This window comes from Mesorhizobium caraganae (assembly GCF_016836705.1).
GTDB lineage: Bacteria > Pseudomonadota > Alphaproteobacteria > Rhizobiales > Rhizobiaceae > Mesorhizobium > Mesorhizobium caraganae.
Window position 1 is genome coordinate 933,443 of record NZ_JAFCGY010000001.1, and the last position, 18,969, is coordinate 952,411.

The window sequence follows — 18,969 nt, forward strand, 5'->3', positions numbered from 1 at the left end:
GGATGCGGTCCGGTCTCAGCTCGTTCCTAGAGCAATTCCAGGAAAAGTGTGAGCGGTTTTCCCGGGAAAAGCGCGCAGCGCTTTCCCTTGGGAATTGCGTAAAAACAAAGAGATAGAGCGGCTCCGCCGTTTCCCTGAAACGGTGAAACGCTCTAGGCTGTCGCCGGCAAGTGAACGATCTCTATCTTCACGACGTCAGCGCCGGCTCTCGATGATCTCGATGAAACGGGCGAACAGTCCGGCCTGGGATTTGATGCCGAGTTTGCGGTGGATGTTGCGGCGGTGGACCTTCACGGTTCCCGGCACGATGCGCAACGCTCTCGCGATCGACTCGGTGGAATGCCCCTGCAGCACCAGGTCGACGACATGCTTTTCGCGCGCTGTCAGCGACAGGCTCTCCCAGATATGCGCACGGTCGAACTCGTTGGTCGCGGCGATCGTCTCGTCCTGCTCCGCTTCGTCCGGCTCGTCAGTCGCAAGAGCTGGCCAGCGCAACCGGGCGAAACCGATCACCGCCGGCGCCATGTCGCGCAGCAGCCTGGTATCGGCGGTGCCGAAGGGCCCTGAGGCCTGCAAGCGCATCAGCGACAGCACCAGCGCATCCTTTCCCGGCAATGGCACGAAGAAGCCGACCTCCTCGGCGAGCCTTGTCTGGCTGTAGTAGGTGCGAAAATACTCGCTGGCATAGAAGCGGTCCGGCGCCAGTTCGCGCATGCGCCAGAACCCCTCCTTGCGCTCGACCGCCGCGTGGTGGAACGGGTCGAGCAGATAAGGCCCTTCCTGATAGAGCGTGACGAAGACATGGCTTTCGGCCGGCGAGAAGGTTTCGAACAGCAGCGGCGGTCGCGCCGCACCGCGATAGCCGAAGATCACGCAGTGGTCGAAGCTGACATGCTGCCTCAGCCAGCCGACCATTGCCTGGCCGAACAGGTCGCCGCTGGTCTCTCGCGTCGCCGCGACAAGCGCAGCGAGCTGGCTGTATTCGTCGTTGCGGGACGCACTCAACCTATACCCCCTTAAACGAGAAAATAGATCAGATATACCACCAGCGAGGTATATACTAGCCGCCATTGGCTCTGGTAGCGTCCTGAAATAGCCCTGTTGCTGGAGCCAGCACTTTGACTGCAGTGCCCGACATCGAGTTTCGCGGCGTCACCAAGCGCTATGGCGCGGTGACCGCGGTCACCGCCATCGATCTCGCCATTCCGCCCTCCGCCTTTGTCGCCCTGCTAGGCCCGTCCGGCTGCGGCAAGACCACATGCCTGCGCATGATCGGCGGCTTCGAGCAGTCGAGCGAAGGCCAGGTGTTTATTCGCGGCCAGGACATGGCCGGCACGCCCCCCTATCGCCGGCCGGTCAACATGGTGTTCCAGCAATATGCGCTGTTTCCGCATCTCGATGTGGAAGCGAACGTGTCTTACGGACTGCGTCAGGCACGGCCACGGCTGTCGTCGCAGGAGATCGGCCGGCGCGCCGGCGAGGCCCTCGAAATGGTGCGGCTCGCCGGCTATGGCGGCCGCAAGATCCACGAACTCTCCGGCGGCCAGCAGCAGCGCGTCGCTCTGGCGCGCGCGCTGGTCAACAAGCCGGCGGTGCTGCTGCTCGACGAACCGCTGGCGGCGCTCGACAAGAAGCTGCGCACCGACATGCAGATCGAGCTGCAGAACCTGCAGCGCGAGATCGGCATCACCTTCGTGCTGGTCACCCACGACCAGGAGGAAGCGCTGTCGATGAGCGACCTCGTCTGCGTCATGAATGGCGGCCGCATCGTCCAGCTGGGGCAGCCGAGCGAGATCTATGACGAGCCGGCCGACCTGTTCGTCGCCGATTTCGTCGGCAAGACCAACCTGCTGAGCGGCAAGGTCGCCGGGCATACAGGCGACCTGGTCAACGTGGCGCTCGCCGACGGAACCGTCATTGCCGCGCGCAAGCGAATCGCCTTGCAGCAGGGCGAGGCCGTTTCGGTCAGTCTGCGTCCGGAATCGCTTAGCCTCGGCGCTACGGAAGGCAGCCCGTTCAAGGGCATCGTGCGCAACCGCATCTTCCTGGGCTCGACGGCGGAATACGCCATCGAGATCCAGGGCATCGGAACGCTGCTGGCCAAGGCCGACCATGTGATCGGCCATGGCAATCTCTTCAAGCCGGGTGAACCCGTCGCCATCGGCTTTGCCTCCGGGACGCCGCTGGCGTTTCCGGAGATCAAGAACAACGGGACCAACCAGAGGGTAGCAAAAAATGTCGAAATCATATCGTGACGGACTGCCGATAAGCCCCGAGAAATTCGTCGACCAGCTAATGCGTTTGAAGCGCGGCTCGATCGGCCGCCGCGACTTCCTCGGCCTCACCGGCCTGGGCATCGCAACCGCGGTGATGGCGCGCGAGATCGGCATCATGCCGACGCCGGCCTTCGCCGCCGAAAACCTTGGCGACCGCATGTCGATCGCCACCTGGCCGAACTACCACGACCCGCAGACCTTCGAAAACTTCAAGAAGGACACCGGCGTCGCCGTCGAGGTCAACGTCTTCGGCTCCAATGAGGAGATGCTGGCCAAGCTGCAGGCCGGCGCTTCGGGCTGGAGCCTGTTCGTGCCGACCAATTACACCATCTCGACCTACAAGAAACTCGGCATCATCGATCCGCTCGATATGGCGAAGCTGCCGAATTTCGACGGCTCCCAGGAAGACCCACGCTTCACCTCGGAAGGCACGATCGACGGCACGACCTATGCGGTGCCGAAGAACTGGGGCACGACCGGCTTTGCCGTCAACACCAAGAAGCTGGCCAAGCCGATGACCAGCTGGAAGGAGTTCTGGGACGTCGCCATGGCTGAGGGCGATGGCCGCACCATGGTGCACGACTACCAGCTGACCACCATCGGCAACGCGCTGAAATATTACGGCTACTCCTTCAACTCGCTGAAGCAGGACGAACTCGCCAAGGCCGAGGAACTGCTGCTCAAGGTCAAGCCGCATCTGTTCGCGGTTTCGTCCGACTATCAGCCCGGAATGCGGGCGGGCGACGCCTGGATGACCATGTGCTGGACGAATGACGGCGCGCAGCTGCATCGCGATATCCCAGAGATCGCCTATGTGCTGGGCAAGGAGGGTGGCGAGATCTGGACCGACTTCTACGCCATCCCGAAGGACGCGCCGAACAAGCCTGCCGGCTATGCCTTGCTCAACTATCTGATGACCCCTGAGGTTGCGGTGAAGGAGCATCTGGCCAACGGCGCGCCCTCGACCGATGCACGCGTCAACAAGCTGCTGCCCAAGGAAGTGCTGGACAATCCGATCCTCTATCCGGCGGCCGACCTTTTGACGCCGCTGGAATTCGGCGCGGCGGCGACGCTGACCGATCCCGGTCGCGCCGAGCTGATGGCGCGCTTCAAGTCGGCCTGAGGCTGGCCTGAAGCAAACGGAAAACCGGCGGGCCTATGTCCGCCGGCCTCGGGGCGGTTTTTCATGCACGGCAACAGATTCCGGCATAATATCCTGACAGCGCTGCTGCTCGCTCCGGCTACAGTGTGGCTGGTGGTGTTTCTGGTATTGCCGTTCGTCGCCATTGCCGTGTTCAGCGTCGGCGAGCGGGCGCCGGAGGGCGGCTACCAGGCCGCCTTCACGCTGGCGCAATACGCCAACCTTCCGGCGCGGGCGACCGCATTCTGGAACACGATGATGCTGGCGCCGGCGGGCGCGCTTGCCTGCCTGCTCGTCGCCTACCCGGTCGCCTATTACCTTGCCTTGAAGGCGCCGCAACGCTGGCGGCTGATCCTGCTTGCGCTCGTCGTCATTCCGTTCTGGACCAGCCTTCTGATGCGCACCTATGCCTGGATGTACATTCTGGGCGGACGCGGCATCCCGGCGCTGCTGGCGTTTGTCGGCATCGAGGATGTCAGGCTGATCAACACGCCGGGCGCCGTTCTGCTCGGCATCGTCTACGGCTATCTGCCGCTGATGATCCTGCCGATCTATGTCAGCCTCGAACGGCTCGACCGGCGGCTGCTGGAAGCCTCCGCCGATCTCGGCGCGACGCCGCTCTCGACATTCCTGGGCGTGACCCTGAAGCTTTCGCTGCCCGGCGTGATGACCGGCTTCTCGCTGGTCATGATCCTGCTGCTCGGCGAATACCTGATCCCGACGCTTCTTGGCGGCGGCAAGGTGTTCTTCATCGGCAACGCGCTGGTCGACCTGTTCCTGCAGTCGCGCAACTGGCCGTTCGGATCGGCCATTGCGATCACGCTGGTGGCGGTTTCGGTGGTGGCGCTGATTGCTGCCAACCGCATTTCGACACGGGTGTCGGGCGCCCGCAGGGTGGACCTGATCTGATGCGCGCCTTCGTCACCGCCGTCTTCGCCTTCCTCTATCTGCCGATTGCGCTGGTCGTGCTGTTCTCCTTCAACGCCGGCCGTCATGCCAGCGAGTTCACCGGCTTTTCGGTGCAGTGGTATGGCACCGCGCTGTCGAACCCGTTCCTGGTCGAGGCGCTGAAGAACAGCCTGTTCATCGCCACCACCAGCGCGCTTCTGGCGGCGGTGTGCGGCACGGCAGCAGCGCTCGGCCTGGCGCGGGTCGGGCTCAGAACCCGCGCCGTCTTCGACGCGCTGATGGGTGCCGCGATCGTCGTTCCCGGCGTCGTCATCGGTATCTCGACATTGGTCGCGCTCGTCCAGCTGTTTGGCGTGCTCAACCCGTTCCTCGCCTCGGTCTGGCCTGACGGCCAGCCGCCGCGCCTGTCGCTCGGCTATGGATCGATCATCGCCGCGCATGGCCTGTTCTCCATGGCACTGGTGACGATGATCGTCGGCACGCGTCTCGCCAGCCTCGACCGCAATCTGGTCGAGGCATCCAGCGATCTCTATGCCACGCCTCTGACCACCTTCCGCTCGATCGTGCTGCCGCAGATCATGCCGGCGGTGGTCGCCGGCTTCCTGCTTGCCTTCACCTTCTCCTTCGACGATTTCATCGTCGCCTTCTTCGTTGCCGGCGCGCAGACGACACTGCCGATCTATGTCTTCGCCTCGATCCGGCGCGGCGTCACGCCGGAAATCAATGCCATTGCGACGATCGTGCTCGTCGCCTCGGTCCTGCTCGTGGTGCTTGCCCAATGGCAGCTGCGCCAGCGCAAGCCGGCAAACTGAAAGCCGCATCATGATCCTCAAAGACCGCATCGCCGTGGTAACGGGCGCCGGCTCCGGCATCGGCCGCGCCGGCGCCATGATCATGGCCAGGGAGGGCGCGGTCGTGGTCATCGCAGACCGGGATCAGGCCAGCGGCGAGGTGACGGCTTCCGCCATCCGCGCGGCGGGCGGGCAGGCAGAAGCGATCGCGACCGATGTCGCTGACGACACGGCTGTCGAGCAACTCATTGGTGGCACGCTCGACAAGCACGGGCGGATCGACATCCTGCACAATCATGCCGGCATCCAGGTCGGCGGGGCGCTGACCGAGGTCGAAGTCGATGGCATGGATGCGTCCTGGCGCATCAATGTACGGGCGCAGTTTCTGGCCGCGCGGATCGTCATGCCGGCAATGGTCGCGCAAGGTGGCGGCGTCATCCTCAACACGGCCTCGAATTCCGGCGTATTCTACGACCGCGAGATGATCGCCTATGCCACCTCCAAACATGCGGTGGTGGCGATGACCAGGCAGATGTCGCTGGACTATGCCCGGCATAATGTCCGCGTCAACGCGCTCTGCCCCGGCTGGGTCGATACGCCCTTCAACGAGCCGTTCATCGCCCAGATGGGCGGACGCGAAGCGATCGAGACCTATGTCCGCACCAAGATCCCGATGGGTCGCTGGGCCAGCGCCGAGGAGATCGCCGAAGCGATCCTGTTCCTCGTCTCCGACCGCTCATCCTTCATGACCGGCCAGGCACTGGTCATCGACGGCGGCGAAAGCATCGGCTGATCCAGGGACGGCCGGGTGGGAGGGTCTCGCGTCTCTGGCTCAATCTCTGCCTGTCCCTCCTCCCTTGCCTTAATGTCGCATTTCGTCCAATAGAACGGCACAAACGCCGCGAAACCGAAGGTTTTGCCGTTTGGAAGTGCGGCTTCCGGCCTATTGCCGACGCGCCGCAATCGGAAAGAGCAGGACAATGTCTGCGATCGAAGCCGGCGCTCGTGCGCCGGAAAATCTTTGGCGTCAGGAAATCAGGGCGACGCTGGCGCTCGCCTGGCCGATGGTGCTGACCAATCTCGGCCAGACCGCGATGACGGCCACCGACGTCATGATGATGGGGCGTCTGGGCGCAGACACGCTGGCCAGCGGCGCGCTCGGTGCCAACCTTTATTTCATGCCGCTGATCTTCGGCCTCGGCCTGATGCTGGCGACCTCGCCGATGATGGCGACCGAGCTTGGCCGCCGCCGCCATTCCGTGCGCGACCTGCGCCGCACCGTGCGCCAGGGCCTGTGGCTGGCGATTCTGATCGCGATCCCGATCTGGATCTTCCTCTGGCATGGGGAAGCCATTCTGCTGGCCATGGGACAGGAGCCGGCGCTCGCCCATCAAGCCGGTATCTATCTGCGTTGGCTCGAATGGGCGGTGCTGCCTTTCTACGGCTATATCGTGCTGCGCTCCTTCATCTCGGCGTTGGAGCGGCCGGGCTGGGCGCTGGTCATCGTCTTCGTCGCCGTCGCCTGCAACGCCTTCTTCAACTGGGTGTTCATGTTCGGCAATCTCGGGATCAGCTCGATGGGCATTGCGGGCTCAGGACTTGCCACCACGCTGTCGAGCACGCTGATGTTCTGCGGCTTGGCAGCAGTGGTGATGCTGGAGAAGAAGTTCCGCCGCTACCGGCTGCTCGGGCGCTTTTGGCGCGCCGACTGGCCGCGCTTCAAGGGCCTGCTGCGGCTTGGCCTGCCGATCGCCGGCATCCTCGCCTTCGAGGTGACGATCTTCAACGCGGCAGCTCTGCTGATGGGCCTGATCGATGCGGATTCGCTGGCAGCGCACGCCATCGCCATCCAGATTGCCTCGATCTCCTTCATGGTGCCGCTCGGCCTCAACCAGGCGGTCACGGTGCGCGTCGGCCTGGCCCACGGCGCCGGCAATCCGGCAGGCGTTTCACGCGCCGGCTGGACTGCCTTCGTCATCGGCGTCTCGTTCATGGCGCTGATGGGGCTGGTGATGGTCCTGTGGCCGCATCTGCTGATCAGCGCCTTCATCGACATGACCGATCCGGTCAATGCCAGGGTGATCGCCCTTGCCGTGTCGTTCCTGGCCTTTGCGGCGCTGTTCCAGATTTTCGACGGCGCGCAAGCCGTTGCCGCCGGCATGCTGCGCGGCCTGCACGACACCAAGGTGCCGATGATCTATGCCGCCGTCGGATATTGGGGCATAGGCCTGCCGCTCGGCGTGTTGCTCGCCTTCCATTTCGGCTTGCACGGCGTCGGCATCTGGATCGGCCTGGCGTCGGGTCTGGCGGTGGTGGCGGTGCTGCTCCTGGCCCGCTGGCTCAGGCGCGACCGCATCGCGCCGCCGCTCGTCTTCAGCCATTGATGGCGCACCAATCGGTCCGCCAGTTGCTGTCGCTAAAGCTGCCGTTGGCTACCGATCGAACCGAAGCCTTGCCACCGTTCGGCCCAGGCCTCTCCCCTAGTCAAAGCTGATAAGGTAGATTGTCGCATCGGGATGAGGCGATGCAACACTCATTTGGACAATTCGAACTGGATGAAGCTGCCCGCAAACTGTCGCTAGGCGGCGTTGGGCAGAAAATCCAGCCGCTCGTCTTTGACTTGCTGGTGTATCTGGTACGCAACGCTGGCAGGGTGGTCCCCAAAGACGAACTGATGGACGCTCTTTGGCCGGATGTCATCGTGACGGAAGCATCGCTTCAGCGCGTCGTCAGCCTCACCCGCAAGGCGCTTGCAGCCGGTGGCCTGCAGGACGCGATACACAGCTACGTTCGCCACGGCTATCGCTTCGCCATCGATGAACCGGGACTGGGCTATGTCCGGCCTGCCTCGTTGCAAGGGGACGACATGCTTGCCGAGGCCCGCAGGCTGGCAGCCCTGCGCGACTGGAGCGCGGCTGCAAAACTTTTCGCGCATTTGGCGGACAATGAAGATCTCTCTCCTGCTGATGTCGATCTCTGGGCTCTGGTCGTCGAATGTGGTGGGCGACCGACCGAGGCGATCCCTGTGCTGGCCCGCGCGGTGGCGGCTCATGTCGAGGCCGGCGACTCGGCCCGCGCCGCCAGATCCGCTGTCACGCTCGCAAAGATCCAGGCCGAGCGCGGATCAGGGGCCGTTGCAGAGGGATGGCTGGAGCGTGCTGCGTCGCTTCTGTCCCAGTCGCCGGACGATGCTACGCAAGCATATCTGCTGTGGATGAGGTCGCGCCTGGCATCCCCGGGCGGCCGTCCCGAGGAAGCGCTGCAACTGGCGTCAGCCGCTTACGCGATAGCTGAAAATTGCGACGATCCCGGCCTGCGGGCTCTGACTTTGACATACAAGGGGTTTTTCAATCTCGCCCTCGGCAAGATCGAGGAGGGCAGCGAGCAGCAAAACCACGCGGCGGCGATCGCGTTGTCGAGCCAGGTCGACCCGATCACCGGTAGCCTGGTTTACTGCAATATCCTCTGGAGTTGCAGGACATACGCCGATTGGCCCCGCGCCCGCCAGTGGAGCGAAGGTTTTGAAAGCTGGTGCACCGCAAGTTTCGCGCAGACCTCGGGCGCGTGTGACCTTCATCGCGCCGAAGTGGCCGCTGCGCAGCAGATATTGCCTGAAGCCCTGACCTGCATAAACGAGGCGCTTCCCAAACTCTCCGCGGAGGAATCCTGGTCGCTCGGCGAAGGCTTCCGCGTTCGCGGCGATATCTTCGCCATGATCGGCGACCTCACATCGGCGCGCGCCGACTACGACCAGGCTTATGCACTGGGCTGGGACGCGGAGCCGGGCAATGCCGTGCTTTTGTTCGAAACAGGCGATCTGGACGGGGCGCTTGCCGCGCTCGATCGGGCTCTGCAAGGGATGTCGTGGTTCCATCTGCAGCGGCGCGGAAACCTGCTGGTGAACGCAGCCTGCATTGCGGCGCGCGGCGGGCGCTCTGCCCAGGCGTCAATCTATCTCAACGAAATCGATGCAGAGCCAGAACGCTGGCGGCAACCGGCAACGCAGGCATTGATAGCCGAAACCAAGGCAGCACTTTGCGAGCCAGGCGACCCGAACGGCAATCGGCTTCTGCTGTTGGCCCGGCAGCTCTGGACCAGCGCAGGCGTCGAATATCACGCGGCAAGGGTTCGGCTGCAGCTCGCCAGCGCCTTGTTGAGATCGGGCGACGTCAGCGGAGCGAAAGTAGAGATCACCGCGGCAGAGAGATCGGCCCGCCATCTGGGATCGCGGCGCCTGGAAGAGGAAGCTGCAACGCTTCGCCATAGCTTTACGCGCGAGAGCCAGCCGCTTGTCGATGGCTCTACGCAAGAACTCACCCTCTGACCCAATCCGCCTCCTTGATAGGACGAGCTCCTGATCGAGCTTATCGGCGATGGCAGCGAAAGATCAGCCAGAGATCAGGTCCCGATAAGGACGATCAGTCCCCCTGGAAGGTAATTTTTCCCCAGCCAGGCAGACACGCCTGGCCATCAGCAGCGTCGGCGAAAGGCTGGCGCGAAATCGAAAGGGAAAGATCATGAACCTGTTTGTTATCCGCCGCCCGAGCGCGTGGGCATCCTTGCAGGAACTCGAAGCCGCCGGCGCGAAATCGGCAAAGGTCGCCAAGGAACAGATGGCGGGCACGGTCAGCTGGATCCGCAGCTATGTCGTGCACGAGCCTGACGGGCGCATCGGCACCTTCTGCATCTACGAGGCCAAGGACGGCGAGGCCATCCGGGATCACGCCAAGCGCGTCGGCATGCCCGGTGAGGAATTCTACCCCGTCGCCGACACGGTCATCCTTCGCAATGATCCGATGACGGCGGCGGCCTGACGACCTCCAGTCGCTGCCTCGCGTGAACAAAGCGAGGCAGCGTCATTCAACCAGCAACCATTAACAGCACGGCGCCTGGGGCGGCATGCCGCCTTCCATGCGCTGCGATTCCCACGAACGGAGAAAGCAATGTTTCACTACCTGAAGCGCGTTTCGATCGGGCTGAGAGCACGCAGGGCCGAGAGGGCTTTGCAGGAACTGCCCGACCACATCCTGAAGGACATAGGCATTCGCCGCGGTGCGATCGCTTATGCCGTTCGGGAACACTTCAAGGACCGTCTCGTCTGAGTGCCCAGCATCCATTGGAACCAGGGACATGGACCTTCTGATAAACATGGCGAACATCCTGTATGTGATCGCCTACTTCACGCTGGACATTTTGCGGCTGAGGATTCTCACCACGGCGGCTGCAATCTGTCTTGCCGTGTATTTTTACAGCCAGCCGGCGCCGCTCATGAACGTCGTCGGCTGGAATGTTTTCTTTGTGCTTCTGAATCTGGTCCAGATCGGTCGCATTTTGAAGTCTCGCTATGCAAAGCTGCCTGGCTTGGCTCAGTTGCCCTCCGACGACATCGCACCGAGCAATCTGCGAATATCGCCGAACCTGGCGATCGAGCCGAACACCAGTGCCGCCACCGCGACGAAGAACACCGACACCGCGGCCATGGTCGGCGTGTAGCCGTAGCGCAGGGCGTTGAAGATCTTGATCGGCAGCGTCTCGGTGGTGAAGCCGATGGTCATATAGGCGACGATGTATTCGTTGAGCGACAGCACGAAGGCGAAGGCATAGCCCGAAACGAGGTAGGGCAGGATCAGCGGCAGCACCACCGTCTTCAGCACGGTGCGGTCGTCGGCGCCCATGGTGGCGGCAGCTTCGACCAGCGAGCGGTCGATCGAGGCAAAGCCCAGCGACAACGTCACCAGCGGCAGCGTCACGAAGAAGATGGCGTGGCTGATGATGGCGGTGAAGAACTTGCCGAACAGCCCGACCGTCGCCCAGAAGCTGAGGAAGCCGAGCGCGGTGATGACCGGCGGCAGGATGAAAGGGGCAAGCCCCAGCACCTGGAAAATGTTCGCCCATGGCGCGATGCGCCGCCACAGGAACCAGGCCAGTGGCAGCGCGACCGCAACGGCAATCGCCGCCGAACAAACGGCGAGCGTCACCGAATGGATCAGCGCCAGCCGCCATTCCGGATCGGTGAAGATCTGGGCGTACCAGGCCAGCGAGAAACCAACCGGCGGGAAGGTGAGTTCCTGGCGTGAGTTGATCGATACGCCCGCGACCACGATCAGCGGCGCGGCCAGGAACAGCGCGACGATGGTGAAATAGACACGGCGCAGCAAGGTCGCGGTCATAGGGCGTTCTCCCGGCGTCCGACGAGAAGGGTCAGTCCGACCAGCGCCAGCGAGATCAGCACCAGGAACACTGCCATCGCGGCTGCGAACGGCATGTTGGACTGGTAGATCGCCTGGTCGGTGATCAGCACCGACAGTGTCCAGTGTTGCGGCCGCCCGAGGATCTGCGGCAAAAGATACGAGCCGAGTGCGAAGACGAACACCATGATCAGCGTCGCCACGATGGTGTTGCGCAGCGCCGGCGCGACGACGTTGAAGAAAGCCCGGATAGGCGAGGCGCCGAGCGTGCGTGCAGCCTCCAGCAAAGTCGGGTCGAGGCGGACCAGAGCGGGGTACAGCACCAGGATGGTGTAAGGCAGCGCCTGGTAGACCATGCCGGTCAGCACCGCGCCGAAGGTCGGCAGCAGTGCCACCGGCTTGTCCATCAGCCCGATCGCCACGAACAAATTGGTGATGCCTGCGGTGCGCGAAAACAGCGTCGACCAGGCAAAGCCGATGATGACTTCCGACAGCGACAGCACCGACAACAGGCCGACCAGCCACAGCGTCTGTGCGCGGCGCGGCCGTCGGGTCAGGAGATAGGTGAAGGGGAAAGCGATGCAGACGCAGCAGACAGCGACCAGCACCGCCAGCATCAGCGAGAAGCCGAGCACGCCGCCGAAGAACACCGACAGGAAGCGGGCGTAATTGTCGAGCACGAAATCCGGCGTGTAGAAGCCGGACGGGTTGCGCTTGAAGAAGCTCACCGCGATCATCGTCGAGAACGGCACGACGAAGAAGACGATCAGCATCAGCGCCGGAAAGAACAGCGGTGTGTAGTCGGCTACCGACTTCGGAGCTTCGCGTCTCATGCGCCGAGCACCACGCAGCTCGCAGGCGGCAGCGTGACGCCGACCTTGGCGCCGACTGGCACGTCATGGCGCTCGCGCGGCGTCGTGACCGCAATGATGCTGGTGCCGCCGACGTCGACGAAGGTCTCAATCGTGCCGCCGAGGTCGCGCACGAAACTCACTTCGCCGGTGATGGCCGAGCCGCCGGGGCTGCCCAGATGCACATCCTCGGGACGGACCGAGACGGACGCTTTTGTCTGACCCGCCGGCATGGTCAGGCCGGGAATGGCTGTACCCAAAATGGTGGTGCGGCCGGTGCTGTCGATCTCGGCCGGCAGCAGATTGGTGATGCCGATGAAGTCGGCGACGAAGGCGTCGGCCGGTTTGCGGTAGATCTCGATCGGTGGCGCCGCCTGCAGGATCTTGCCATGGCCCATGACGACGACGAGGTCGGCCATGGTCATGGCTTCGCGCTGGTCGTGGGTGACGACGATGGTGGTGATGCCAAGCCGCTGCTGCAGCTGGCGCAATTCCACCTGCATGGCCTCGCGCAATTTGGCGTCGAGCGCCGACAGCGGCTCGTCAAGCAAGAACAGTTTTGGCGACAAAGCGAGTGCCCGGGCAATCGCCACGCGCTGACGCTGGCCGCCCGACAGTTTGGCCACCGGACGATCGGCAAAGCCGGTCAGGTGGATCAAGCTCAGCAATTCGTCGACGCGCTTCTTCTGCTCCTCCTTGGAGGCGCCGCGAATGCGCAGCGCATAGGCGATGTTGTCGCCGACGGAGAGATGCGGAAACAGCGCCAGCGACTGGAACACCATGCCGAGATCGCGCTTGTGCGTCGGCCGCGGCGTGATGTCCTCGCCGTCGAGGACGATCTCGCCGCTGGTCGGCTCCTCCAGCCCGGCAATCATGCGCAGCAGCGTGGTCTTGCCGCAGCCCGATGGGCCGAGCAGGCACACGAACGTGCCATGCGGCACGTTGAGCTGGACATTGTCGACGGCCGCGAAATTGCCGAATTTTTTGGTGATGCTGTTGATGTCTAGTCCGGACATGCTCATCCCTCTCAGGCTGTGCGCTTCAAGGCCGCCGAAAGAAATCCGGCGGCCGATCAGTTTTCAGGCGGATCGAACGGCTCAGCCGACGATCAACTCGGTCCACTTCTGGTTGATCCAGTCGGCCTTCGACGTATAGAGATCGTAGCGCGGGATGATCGGATCGATATCCGACGATACCGCGGCGAACTCTTCCGGCTTGAGGTCGAGTACCTCTTTCTTGAGCGTCGGCGTGGTGCCGACCTTGCGCGACATCACGCCCTGCATCGAAGGCTGGCTCATATAGTCGATGAAGGCATGTGCCTCGTCGACCTTGGTCGAGGCGCGCGACAGCACCCAGTTGCCGGAATCCTGGATGCCGCCTTCCTTCGGGAAGGTCGAGCGGACATGGAAGCCGTCGGCGACCGCGAGCCCGGTGACGTCGTGATAATACTGGCCCATCGGGATTTCGCCCGACTTCAGCGCCTGCTCGAACTGCGCCTCGTCGCGATACCAGAGGCGAACGTTCGGCTTGACCTCGGCGAGCTTTTCGAACGCCTTGTTCAGTCCCTCTTCGGTGTCGAGCGCATTGGTGCCGCCCATGAAGGTCTTGGCCGTCACTTCGAGCAGGAACGAGTTGGAGGCAAGCGCCAGTAGGCCGAGCTTATCCTCGTTGGCCTTGTCCCAAAGGGCTGCCCACGATGTCGGCGCATCCTTGTAGACGTCGGTATTGGTAACAAGCGTGATCCACCAGGCGACGGCGCCGATACCGGCGACGCGGCCGTCCGGATATTTGTTGATGAAGCGCGGCAACAGGTCGCCATAGTGCTTGAACTTCGAGGTGTCGAGCGGCGTCCACAATTCGGTCGACTGGCCCTTCAGCGTCGAGGTCTGTGACATCATCGAAAGGTCGGCCGGCGCCTGGCCGGCCTTGGCCGCCTGCTCCAGCTGCACCAGCCAGGCCTCGCCGGTCGGCTCGGCGACCGATTCCACCGCAATGCCGGTTGCCTTGGTGAAGTCGGGGAAGACGTGCTCGTCGAAGGATTTCTTGAAATAGCCGCCATAGACGCCGACTTTCAGCGACTTGTCCTGCGCGCGCAGGATCGACGGCATGGCGAGCACGCCTGATATGGCGAGGCCGGCGCCAAGCACGCCGCGCCGTGTCAGGGATTTTTCGATCAGTCTGTTCATCAGGTTTCTCCTCAGTTGGTGCCGCTCTATTCCGGCAGGTTCCCTTCACGCACTGTCGCCGCCTGGCGTCAGTGGGCCGCCGCTCGTTGTTCGAGCGTACGGGCGTATTGCGTCAGTGGAAAGCACATGACGAAGAAGATCAGCGCCACCAACCCGTAGACCTTGAACGGCTCGAAGGTGGCATTGTTGATGGCGTTGGACGTCCTGACCAGCTCCTCGAAGCCGATGATCGAGGTCAGAGCCGTCGATTTGATCAATTGCACCAGGAAGCCGACGATCGGCGCCCTTGTGATCGAGAACGCCTGCGGCAGGATGATGAGCCTGAGCTCCTGCAAGCGGTGCAGGCCGAGGCTGGCGCCGGCATCCCATTGCCCGCGCGGTAGCGCATCGACGCCACTGCGCCAGATCTCGGCGAGATAGGCGCTGGCAAAGAAAGTCAGGCCGAGCACGGCGGCCGTCCACGGCTCGATGCGCAGGCCCAGCATCGGCAAGCCGAAAAACATCAGGAACAGTTGCATCAACAGCGGGGTGCCCTGGAACAGGGCGATGTAGCCGGAAGCGATGCGCCGGCTCCATTTATTCTCAGCGATGCGGAAGAACAGCACGATCAGGCCGACAACAGCGCCGCCGACGAAGGCGGCCAGCGACAGAAGCACCGTCCAGCGGGCGGCGAGCAGCAGATTGCGGACGATGTCCCAGAAGGTGAATTCGATCATGACACGCCGGCTCCCAGAACGCGGCGCCCGCCTGTGACCAGCAGCCGGCGCAAGGCCATCGACATCAAGAGATAGACCAGCGTCACGACGAAATAGGTCTCAAAGGAACGGAAGGTGCGCGCCTGCAGCATGTCGGCCTCATAGGTCAGTTCGCGCACGGCGATCTGCGACACCACGGCGGATTCCAGCATCATGATGACGATCTGGCTGGTCAGTGCCGGATAGATCACCGTCAGCGCTTGCGGCAGCACGATCTTGATGAACACCTGGCGTGGCCTCAAGCCCAGCGAAAGGGCGGCTTCCGTCTGTCCGCCGGGCACGGCATCGAGGCCGGCGCCGACGATTTCGATCGTGTAGGCCGCCATGTTGAGCGTCATCGCCAGCATGGCGGCCAGGATCGGATCGAGCCTTATGCCGAGGCTGGGCAGGCCGAAGAAGATGAAGAACAGCTGCACCAGAAACGGTGTGTTGCGCATCACCTCGACATAGACCGCGATCGCCCGCTTCAGGAATGCCGGGCCGTTGCGCCGGCCGGCGGCGCCCAGGATGCTGAGCAGCGTGCCCACGAGCGTGGTCACGACGATCAGCAGGATCGTCGTGAGCGCACCGCGCGTGATATCGCCCAGAGCACCTGGGAGCCAGGCAAAGGCCACGGGAACTCAATCCTTGAGGTTTTCAGGATTGAGCGGCGTCTTCAGCCAGGCCTTCGAGCTCTCGTCGAGCTTGCCGTCGGCCAGCATCTTGGCAACCGCGTCATTGACCGCCGTCTTCAGCCGGTCCTCATGCTTGTTGAGGCCGATATGCGAGGGCGAGGTCAAAAGCTGGAACTTCTGCTCCGGCTTCAGCGCGTCCTGCTTGGCCAGCACCTGTGCGCCGACATCATTGCCGACCACCATCAGCTGGGTCTGGCCGGAGATGAAGGCCTGGATGACGGAGTTGTAATTGTCGAAGCGCTTGATGTCGGCGGAAGCCGGTGCAGCTTCGGTCAGCGACGTATCTTCCAGCGTGCCGCGATTGACGGCGATCGACTTGTCGGCAAGGTCTTCCTTGCCTTTGACCGAGAGCGCAGCCGGGCCGATGACGGCGATGTAATAGGGCGCATAGGCGGCGGCGAAATCGATCACCTCCTCGCGTTCCTTGGAATAGCCGACGCTCATCAGGATATCGACGCGCTTGTCGGTGAGATAGGGGATGCGGTTCTGGCCGGTGACGCTGACCAGATTAAGCTTCACCTTGAGGGCGTCGGCGATCGCCTGCGCCACGTCGACGTCATAGCCCTTGATGTTCATATCGGCGCTCGCCGAGGAGAAGGGCGGGAAGTCGGAGAAGATGCCGACATTGATGGCGCCCGCCTTGGTGATGTCGTCGACGGCGTCGGCATGGGCCTGGGTGGCGAAGCCGAGGCCGGCGAGCATCAGCGCGGCTGCGACGGTTGATTTCATGTGAAGATTCATTGTGGTTCCCTTCTGGAAGCTTGTTTATTTGAAACGGCCGCCGGCTCCAGCGCGGCGGCCGCCTTTGCATGTGAAGTCCGTCAGGCCCCCTTGCTCGTAATGGCCGGGCTGAACACCATCAGGCTCAGGATCTCGAACAGGACCTGGGCGCCGACATGGGCGGTGTTGGTGGTGGCGTCATATTGCGGCGCCACCTCGACGACGTCGCCGCCGACAATGTTGAGGCCTTTCAGGCCGCGCAGCAGTTCGAGCACCTCGCGCGTCGTCAGGCCGCCGATCTCCGGCGTGCCGGTGCCCGGCGCGAAGGCCGGATCGACGCTGTCGACATCGAAGGAAATGTAGGTCGGGCCGTCGCCGACAATCTTGCGCGCCTTCTCGATGATGGCGGGGATGCCGAGTCCGGTCACCTCTTCGGCGTGCACGACCGTCATGCCGGATTCGTAGGTGAACTCCCACAGATATTCGGCCGAGCCGCGGATGCCGATCTGGATGGTGCGGGTCGGGTCGAGTACGCCGTCCAGCACCGCGTTGCGGAAGGGTCCGCCATGGTGGAACTTGGTCATGTCGAACAGCCCGCTGGTGTCGCAATGGGCGTCGATATGGATCATGCCGACCGGCGCCTTTTTGCCAACCGCCTTCAGGATCGGATGGCTGATCGAATGGTCGCCACCAACGGAAAGAGGCAGCACGCCGGCATCGACGATCTGGTTGGTGCGGCGCTCGATATCCTCATGGCTGATCTCCAGCCGGTAGCGGCTGCGGAACGGCGTATCGCCGATATCGGCGACGCGCAGCTCATGCGTCGGCGCGCATTCCAGCACATGGTTGTAGGGGCCGATGCGCTCGATGGCGCGCAGCGCCCTCGGCCCAAAGCGCGATCCGGGACGGTTGGTGACGCCGAGATCCATCGGCACGCCGATGATCGCCACCTGCAAATCGCCGAAATCCGGATTGTCGGCCGCGACTTCGCGATAGGGCGCGGCGAGGAAGGTCGGGATGCCGGAATAGGGCGCCAGCCTGGTGCCGCTTTTGGAGAAGATCTTGTCGGCGACCTTGCGGAATTTCGGGTCGAACATCTCACCGCCATGGCTTTCGCCATATTTGCGGCGCAACGCGTCGAGCTTGCCACGATCATAACCCATTGTCGGTCTCCTCCTGCCGGGCTGGTGCATGCGGTCGTGGCGGCATCTTGCGTACTGACCGTCATCCGGCCGGGTCGCTGTCCCGCTGGCTGCCTGCAGATTTCACGTCATTGATGCTGTTGACCTGCCAAAGTGTCCGGCAGCCGCATTGAAAAATCAATTGATATTGTTACGGTGCCGGTTGTGAGAAAATCTCACAGAGTATCCGGTTGCACATGGCCAAGCGTCTGCCTCCCCTAAATCCCCTGCGCGCCTTCGAAGCGACGGCGCGCCACGCCTCGCTGACCAAGGCGGCGAGTGAGCTGAACGTCACCCATGGCGCCATAAGCCACCAGATCAAGGCGCTTGAGCAGTCGCTGGGCGTAAAACTGTTCGAACGCACCGGGCAGCGGGTAAAGCTCACACCGCATGGCGCCGAACTGCTGCCGGCGGTGTCGACCGCGTTCGACGGCATCGCCGCCGCCACCCAGCGCATGACCAGGCCGGCCAGCGCCGGCACGCTGTCGGTGTCCTGCGTGCCGGCGCTGCTGCTTCTGTGGATGACGCCGCGGCTCGGCAGCTTCATGGCGCAATATCCCGATATCAGGCTGACGCTGATCCCGTCCAACGATCCAAAGGACATTCGCGCGCCGCAGGTCGATGTCTGCGTGCTCTATGGCGACGGCAGCTGGACCGATTGCTGGATGCGCAAATGGTCGGGCCTCGAACTGTTCCCGGTGGTCAGCCCGACACTGATCAACAACCGGCCGATCCGCACCTGCCGGGATCTGGCCGACCATGTCATCCTGCATGGCGATGACGGCCGCGAGTGGCACACGTGGCTGGCGGCTGCCGACGGGCTGGATCTTGAGCGCGGCCGCCGCCACCATCTTGGCGATGCGCGCACGGCGATCGAAGCCGCGGTGCATGGCCATGGCGTGGCGCTCGGCGATTCCGTCACCGCCAGCATGCTACTCGCCAGGGGCCTGCTGGTGGCGCCGTTCAGCCTGTCGGTGCCGGCGGTCGACGATTTCTATGTCGTCTGCCGCAACGAGATGCGCTCGGCGCCGATCGTGCAATTGTTCGTCGACTGGCTGTTTGCCGAGAAGGAACAGGCCGACAGCCGCGCCGACGCGCCGGTGGCCGGCCGCATCGGCATCCGCAGGAAGCGCCCGGCACTGCGTGTGGTCGGCGCCAAGAGCTGAGGCTGGACCGGAGCGGCTCCTTTTTGTCGGGCCAGTTGGGAAAGCGGGCAGCGCTTTCAAAAATTCAATGCTAATAGCTCTTGCCAGGCAATTCCAGGAAAAGTGTGCGGCGGTTTTCCGTCCGGAATTGC

At 63.3% G+C, this 18,969-nt stretch carries 19 protein-coding genes; 10 read left to right on the plus strand and 9 right to left on the minus strand.

Features of this window, described 5'->3' with window-relative positions; all coding sequences use genetic code 11:
• Window positions 1-195 precede the first annotated feature (195 nt).
• A complete protein-coding gene (locus JQK88_RS04680) occupies window positions 196-1,005 on the minus strand; it encodes a response regulator transcription factor (protein WP_246501689.1) in 810 nt (269 codons plus the stop codon).
• Window positions 1,006-1,118: 113 nt separating this feature from the next.
• Between JQK88_RS04680 and JQK88_RS04685 the strand changes: the two genes are divergently transcribed.
• The 9 genes from JQK88_RS04685 to JQK88_RS04725 all read left to right on the plus strand — a co-directional run bounded on the left by JQK88_RS04685 (window position 1,119) and on the right by JQK88_RS04725 (window position 10,219).
• The gene (locus tag JQK88_RS04685) at window positions 1,119-2,255 is read left to right on the plus strand and encodes an ABC transporter ATP-binding protein (protein ID WP_203277616.1); all 1,137 of its coding nucleotides are present in this window, start codon (window positions 1,119-1,121) and stop codon (window positions 2,253-2,255) included.
• On the plus strand, window positions 2,236-3,399 hold the full coding sequence (locus tag JQK88_RS04690) for an ABC transporter substrate-binding protein (RefSeq protein WP_203277617.1): 1,164 nt from the start codon (window positions 2,236-2,238) through the stop codon (window positions 3,397-3,399). Before JQK88_RS04685 ends, JQK88_RS04690 begins: the two co-directional genes overlap by 20 nt.
• A gap of 63 nt (window positions 3,400-3,462) precedes the next feature.
• Window positions 3,463-4,326 carry an ABC transporter permease gene (locus JQK88_RS04695; protein ID WP_203277618.1) on the plus strand — a complete coding sequence of 288 codons (864 nt, stop codon included), beginning with the start codon at window positions 3,463-3,465 and terminating at the stop codon, window positions 4,324-4,326.
• Window positions 4,326-5,138 (plus strand): ABC transporter permease, encoded by an 813-nt coding sequence (locus JQK88_RS04700; protein WP_192255220.1) that lies wholly within the window; start codon window positions 4,326-4,328, stop codon window positions 5,136-5,138. The genes JQK88_RS04695 and JQK88_RS04700 overlap by 1 nt, the downstream gene beginning before the upstream one ends.
• Window positions 5,139-5,148: 10 nt before the next feature.
• Window positions 5,149-5,910: an SDR family NAD(P)-dependent oxidoreductase gene (locus JQK88_RS04705; RefSeq protein WP_203277619.1), complete on the plus strand. Its 762-nt coding sequence runs from the start codon at window positions 5,149-5,151 to the stop codon at window positions 5,908-5,910.
• Between the two features lie 187 nt (window positions 5,911-6,097).
• Window positions 6,098-7,501, plus strand: coding sequence for an MATE family efflux transporter (locus tag JQK88_RS04710; protein ID WP_203277620.1), 1,404 nt, complete (start codon window positions 6,098-6,100; stop codon window positions 7,499-7,501).
• 119 nt (window positions 7,502-7,620) lie between these two features.
• Complete coding sequence (locus tag JQK88_RS04715) at window positions 7,621-9,441, plus strand: winged helix-turn-helix domain-containing protein (protein ID WP_203277621.1); 1,821 nt, start codon at window positions 7,621-7,623, stop codon at window positions 9,439-9,441.
• Window positions 9,442-9,634: 193 nt separating this feature from the next.
• On the plus strand, window positions 9,635-9,931 hold the full coding sequence (locus JQK88_RS04720) for a nickel-binding protein (RefSeq protein ID WP_112560016.1): 297 nt from the start codon (window positions 9,635-9,637) through the stop codon (window positions 9,929-9,931).
• A 129-nt stretch (window positions 9,932-10,060) separates the two neighbouring features.
• Window positions 10,061-10,219: a DUF1127 domain-containing protein gene (locus tag JQK88_RS04725; RefSeq protein ID WP_192255210.1), complete on the plus strand. Its 159-nt coding sequence runs from the start codon at window positions 10,061-10,063 to the stop codon at window positions 10,217-10,219.
• Window positions 10,220-10,483: 264 nt separating this feature from the next.
• Here the strand turns inward: JQK88_RS04725 and JQK88_RS04730 are convergent, their stop codons facing one another.
• From JQK88_RS04730 to speB, 8 genes are all read right to left on the minus strand, one after another.
• Window positions 10,484-11,287, minus strand: coding sequence for an ABC transporter permease (locus JQK88_RS04730; RefSeq protein ID WP_192255208.1), 804 nt, complete (start codon window positions 11,285-11,287; stop codon window positions 10,484-10,486).
• Entirely contained in the window at window positions 11,284-12,138 is an 855-nt protein-coding gene (locus JQK88_RS04735) for an ABC transporter permease (RefSeq protein ID WP_203277622.1), read from the minus strand. The genes JQK88_RS04730 and JQK88_RS04735 overlap by 4 nt, the downstream gene beginning before the upstream one ends.
• Window positions 12,135-13,172 carry an ABC transporter ATP-binding protein gene (locus JQK88_RS04740; protein ID WP_203277623.1) on the minus strand — a complete coding sequence of 346 codons (1,038 nt, stop codon included), beginning with the start codon at window positions 13,170-13,172 and terminating at the stop codon, window positions 12,135-12,137. The genes JQK88_RS04735 and JQK88_RS04740 overlap by 4 nt, the downstream gene beginning before the upstream one ends.
• Window positions 13,173-13,253: 81 nt before the next feature.
• Entirely contained in the window at window positions 13,254-14,342 is a 1,089-nt protein-coding gene (locus JQK88_RS04745; protein ID WP_376740368.1) for an ABC transporter substrate-binding protein, read from the minus strand.
• A 68-nt stretch (window positions 14,343-14,410) separates the two neighbouring features.
• Window positions 14,411-15,058 carry an amino acid ABC transporter permease gene (locus JQK88_RS04750; protein ID WP_023671276.1) on the minus strand — a complete coding sequence of 216 codons (648 nt, stop codon included), beginning with the start codon at window positions 15,056-15,058 and terminating at the stop codon, window positions 14,411-14,413.
• Window positions 15,055-15,711, minus strand: coding sequence for an amino acid ABC transporter permease (locus JQK88_RS04755; protein ID WP_192255200.1), 657 nt, complete (start codon window positions 15,709-15,711; stop codon window positions 15,055-15,057). Before JQK88_RS04755 ends, JQK88_RS04750 begins: the two co-directional genes overlap by 4 nt.
• Before the next feature lie 6 nt (window positions 15,712-15,717).
• Window positions 15,718-16,500, minus strand: coding sequence for a transporter substrate-binding domain-containing protein (locus tag JQK88_RS04760; protein WP_376740369.1), 783 nt, complete (start codon window positions 16,498-16,500; stop codon window positions 15,718-15,720).
• Between the two features lie 92 nt (window positions 16,501-16,592).
• Window positions 16,593-17,654 carry an agmatinase gene (speB, locus tag JQK88_RS04765; protein WP_203277625.1) on the minus strand — a complete coding sequence of 354 codons (1,062 nt, stop codon included), beginning with the start codon at window positions 17,652-17,654 and terminating at the stop codon, window positions 16,593-16,595.
• Window positions 17,655-17,869: 215 nt separating this feature from the next.
• Between speB and gcvA the strand changes: the two genes are divergently transcribed.
• The gene (gene gcvA, locus JQK88_RS04770) at window positions 17,870-18,838 is read left to right on the plus strand and encodes a transcriptional regulator GcvA (RefSeq protein ID WP_203277626.1); all 969 of its coding nucleotides are present in this window, start codon (window positions 17,870-17,872) and stop codon (window positions 18,836-18,838) included.
• Window positions 18,839-18,969: the final 131 nt, after the last annotated feature.

Excerpts from the sequence above, each read along its gene's own strand:
- JQK88_RS04690 (WP_203277617.1), top strand. The coding sequence starts at position 2,236 with ATGTCGAAATCATATCGTGACGGACTGCCGATAAGCCCCGAGAAATTC.
- JQK88_RS04695 (WP_203277618.1), top strand. The coding sequence starts at position 3,463 with ATGCACGGCAACAGATTCCGGCATAATATCCTGACAGCGCTGCTGCTC.
- JQK88_RS04700 (WP_192255220.1), top strand. The coding sequence starts at position 4,326 with ATGCGCGCCTTCGTCACCGCCGTCTTCGCCTTCCTCTATCTGCCGATT.
- JQK88_RS04705 (WP_203277619.1), top strand. The coding sequence starts at position 5,149 with ATGATCCTCAAAGACCGCATCGCCGTGGTAACGGGCGCCGGCTCCGGC.
- JQK88_RS04710 (WP_203277620.1), top strand. The coding sequence starts at position 6,098 with ATGTCTGCGATCGAAGCCGGCGCTCGTGCGCCGGAAAATCTTTGGCGT.
- JQK88_RS04720 (WP_112560016.1), top strand. The coding sequence starts at position 9,635 with ATGAACCTGTTTGTTATCCGCCGCCCGAGCGCGTGGGCATCCTTGCAG.
- JQK88_RS04725 (WP_192255210.1), top strand. The coding sequence starts at position 10,061 with ATGTTTCACTACCTGAAGCGCGTTTCGATCGGGCTGAGAGCACGCAGG.
- JQK88_RS04730 (WP_192255208.1), bottom strand. The coding sequence starts at position 11,287 with ATGACCGCGACCTTGCTGCGCCGTGTCTATTTCACCATCGTCGCGCTG.
- JQK88_RS04735 (WP_203277622.1), bottom strand. The coding sequence starts at position 12,138 with ATGAGACGCGAAGCTCCGAAGTCGGTAGCCGACTACACACCGCTGTTC.
- JQK88_RS04740 (WP_203277623.1), bottom strand. The coding sequence starts at position 13,172 with ATGTCCGGACTAGACATCAACAGCATCACCAAAAAATTCGGCAATTTC.
- JQK88_RS04745 (WP_376740368.1), bottom strand. The coding sequence starts at position 14,342 with ATGAACAGACTGATCGAAAAATCCCTGACACGGCGCGGCGTGCTTGGC.
- JQK88_RS04750 (WP_023671276.1), bottom strand. The coding sequence starts at position 15,058 with ATGATCGAATTCACCTTCTGGGACATCGTCCGCAATCTGCTGCTCGCC.
- JQK88_RS04760 (WP_376740369.1), bottom strand. The coding sequence starts at position 16,500 with ATGAAATCAACCGTCGCAGCCGCGCTGATGCTCGCCGGCCTCGGCTTC.
- speB (WP_203277625.1), bottom strand. The coding sequence starts at position 17,654 with ATGGGTTATGATCGTGGCAAGCTCGACGCGTTGCGCCGCAAATATGGC.
- gcvA (WP_203277626.1), top strand. The coding sequence starts at position 17,870 with ATGGCCAAGCGTCTGCCTCCCCTAAATCCCCTGCGCGCCTTCGAAGCG.